General features: G+C 64.8%; 2 protein-coding genes. Both read right to left on the bottom strand.

Features of this window, described 5'->3' with window-relative positions; genetic code table 11:
- Window positions 1-182: 182 nt before the first annotated feature.
- Window positions 183-1,319: a molecular chaperone DnaJ gene (gene dnaJ, locus ABE483_RS18870; RefSeq protein WP_121042065.1), complete on the bottom strand. Its 1,137-nt coding sequence runs from the start codon at window positions 1,317-1,319 to the stop codon at window positions 183-185.
- Between the two features lie 164 nt (window positions 1,320-1,483).
- Window positions 1,484-3,412, bottom strand: coding sequence for a molecular chaperone DnaK (gene dnaK, locus ABE483_RS18875; protein ID WP_259260393.1), 1,929 nt, complete (start codon window positions 3,410-3,412; stop codon window positions 1,484-1,486).
- Window positions 3,413-3,651: the final 239 nt, after the last annotated feature.

Genomic DNA, 3,651 nt, shown 5'->3' on the forward strand with positions numbered 1-3,651 from the left:
GAGCAAGGTGGCGCTGGTAGCGGTCATGCGCAAGATGCTGGTCATCCTCAACGCCCGCAAGCGGGACGCCGAGGCCGCGTTGGTCTGCACCTGATAAGACAGTTGCTACCCCCGGTCTGCGCGCACAAAAAAGGCCCCCTGTTTCCAGGGGGCCTTCGGTAATTCACTGAAACCCGTGACGCTTACGACGTCATCCGGTCCCAGAAGCCCTTCACGCCATCGATGAAGGTCGCCGACTTCGGCGAATGCTTGCGCGCTTCCTCACCGGTGAAGGTGGTTTCGAACTGTTCCAGCAGCTTGCGCTGCTCCGGGGTGAGGTTGACCGGGGTCTCCACTACCACGCGGCAGTACAGGTCGCCTTCGCTGCGGCTGCGTACCGAACGCACGCCCTTGCCACGCATGCGGAACAGCTTGCCGGTCTGGGTCTCGGCCGGAATGCGGATCTCGGCATAGCCGCCGAGGGTCGCTACACGGACGGTATCGCCCAAGGCTGCCTGCGAGATGCGGATCGGCACTTCGCAGTGCAGGTCGTCGCCGTCGCGCTGGAAGATCGCGTGCTCGCGCACCCGCACTTCCACATACAGATCGCCCGCCGGGGTGCCGGCCGGACCGGCCTCGCCTTCACCGGACAGACGGATGCGGTCGCCGGTGTCGACGCCCGCGGGCACCTTGACCGACAACACTTTGTCTTCCTCGACACGGCCATTGCCGTGACAGGTCTTGCAGGGGTTCTGGATGATCTGGCCACGGCCGTTGCAGTGGTGGCAGGCCTGCTGCATCGCGAAGATGCCGCGCTGGATGCGCACCTGGCCCTGGCCACGGCAGACCGAACAGGTCTCGACCTTGCCGTCTTCCGAACCGCTGGCGTTGCAGTCATCACACTCGACCAGACTCGGAATCTCGATGCGGCGCTCCACGCCCATCACCGCTTCTTCCAGGTCCAGTTCCATCACGTAGCCGATATCGGCGCCACGACGGGCCTGGCGCGGACCACCACCACCGGCGCCACCGCCGAAGATGTTGCCGAAGATGTCACCGAAGATATCGCCCATGTCCGGGCCACCCGGACCACCGCCACCGCCGCCCATGCCGTGCTCGAATGCCGCATGGCCGTGGGCATCGTACATCCGGCGCTTGTTGCCGTCGGACAGGGTTTCGTAGGCTTCCTTGCATTCCTTGAAGGCGGCCTCTGCCTCGTTGTCACCCGGATTGCGGTCCGGATGGAACTTCATCGCGCAACGGCGATAGGCCTTCTTCAGTTCTTCATCGCTGGCGGTGCGGGACACGCTCAGCACTTCGTAGTAATCGCGCTTGCTCATAACTTGAATCGGGTTCCGGAAGTCGGGATTCGTCAAAGCGGAAGAGCGGCACCCTGTCCGCTCTTTCGCCGGGCGCCCCGACAGGCCGGGAGACGGCTGTCAGGACCAGAAGGGGGATAGGACAACGGGACGCTGCCTGCGCAACGTCCCGTGTCGTGTCCGGATCAGGACTTCTTGTCGTCCTTGACTTCGGTGAACTCGGCGTCGACCACATCGTCGTGCGCGCCGCTGTTGCCACCGGCATCCGGGCCCGGTGCCGCGCCGCCCTGCTCGGCCGCCGCGGAGGCCGCGAACAGGGCCTGGCCGGCTTCTTCCAGCACCTTCGACTTGGCTTCGATCTGTGCCTTGTCGTCGCTCTTCATCGCGGTTTCCAGATCGGCCAGGGCCGACTCCACCTTGCCGATCACATCGCCACCGACCTTGCTGCCGTGCTCGGTGATCGCGGTACGGGTACCGTGGATCAGCGCGTCAGCCTGGTTGCGGGCCTGGACCAGCTCATGGAACTTCTTGTCTTCTTCGCGGTTGGCTTCCGCGTCGGCGACCATGCGCGCGATCTCGTCCTCGGACAGACCCGAACCGGCCTTGATCTCGACCTTCTGTTCCTTGTTGGTCTTCTTGTCCTTGGCCGACACGTGCAGGATGCCGTTGGCGTCGATGTCGAAGGACACTTCCACCTGCGGCAGACCGCGCGGCGACGGCTCGATGCCGGACAGGTCGAACTTGGCCAGCGACTTGTTGAAGCGGGCCTGCTCGCGCTCACCCTGCAGCACGTGCACGGTCACGGCCGACTGGTTGTCCTCGGCGGTGGAGAACACCTGCGAGGCCTTGGTCGGGATGGTGGTGTTCTTCTCGATGATCTTGGTGAACACGCCACCCAGGGTCTCGATGCCCAGCGACAGCGGGGTCACGTCCAGCAGCAGCACGTCCTTGACGTCGCCGCCCAGCACGCCGCCCTGGATCGCAGCACCCAGTGCCACGGCTTCGTCCGGGTTGACGTCCTTGCGCGGTTCCTTGCCGAAGAACTCGGTCACGGCCTGCTGCACCTTCGGCATGCGGGTCTGACCGCCGACCAGGATCACTTCACCGATGTCGCTCGAACGCAGGCCGGCATCATTCAGCGCGATGCGGCACGGCTCGATCGACTTCTTGATCAGGTCTTCCACCAGCGCTTCCAGCTTGGCGCGGGTCAGCTTGATGTTCAGGTGCTTCGGGCCCGACGCGTCAGCGGTGACGTACGGCAGGTTCACTTCGGTCTGCTGGCTGGTGGACAGCTCGATCTTGGCACGCTCGGCGGCGTCCTTCAGGCGCTGCAGGGCAAGCGGATCCTTGCGCAGGTCGATGCCCTGGTCCTTGTTGAACTCGTCGACGAGGTACTCGATGACGCGGTTGTCGAAATCTTCGCCGCCCAGGAAGGTGTCACCGTTGGTGGCCAGCACTTCGAACTGCTTCTCACCGTCGACGTTGGCGATCTCGATGATCGACACGTCGAAGGTGCCGCCGCCCAGATCGTACACAACGATCTTGCGGTCACGGCCGTCACCCTTGTCCAGGCCATAGGCCAGGGCAGCAGCGGTCGGCTCGTTGATGATGCGCTTGACTTCCAGACCGGCGATGCGGCCGGCGTCCTTGGTGGCCTGGCGCTGGCTGTCATTGAAGTAAGCCGGCACGGTGATCACGGCCTCGGTGACGGTCTCACCCAGGAATGCTTCGGCGGTCTTCTTCATCTTCTCCAGCACGCGGGCGGAGATTTCCTGCGGGGCCATCTTCTTGCCGTCGCTGGTCTGGACCCAGGCGTCGCCGTTGTCATGGGCCAGGATGCCGTAGGGCACGTGCGCGATGTCCTTCTGGACTTCAGCGTCGGTGAACTTGCGGCCGATCAGGCGCTTGACAGCGTAGAAGGTGTTCTTCGGGTTGGTCACCGCCTGGCGCTTGGCCGAGGCGCCGACCAGGACTTCGCCGTCCTTGGTGTAGGCGACGATGGAGGGCGTGGTGCGATCGCCTTCCGAATTTTCGATGACGCGGGCCTTGCCGCCGTCCATGATCGCCACACACGAGTTGGTGGTGCCGAGGTCGATACCAATGATCTTGCCCATGAGGGAGACTCCTGAAAGTTCTGGGTACATCCGGCAGCTGCCGGGTTATGAATGGGATGTGTGGGACGCTGCGGACACTTTCAAGCCGTCCATCAAACACAGTGTTCGATGGCGATCCAACGCGTTCAGCGTCCGGGCGGCCCGCCCGGGCGGGCCCCGGGGGGCGGCCCGGGGGGGAGTAGCGGGCCCCCCCCCCCCCCGCCCGGCGCCCCCCGCGGGGGGTGTGGCGGGAGCCCAGA

It is taken from the genome of Stenotrophomonas sp. TWI602, from assembly GCF_039674045.1.
Lineage (GTDB): Bacteria > Pseudomonadota > Gammaproteobacteria > Xanthomonadales > Xanthomonadaceae > Stenotrophomonas.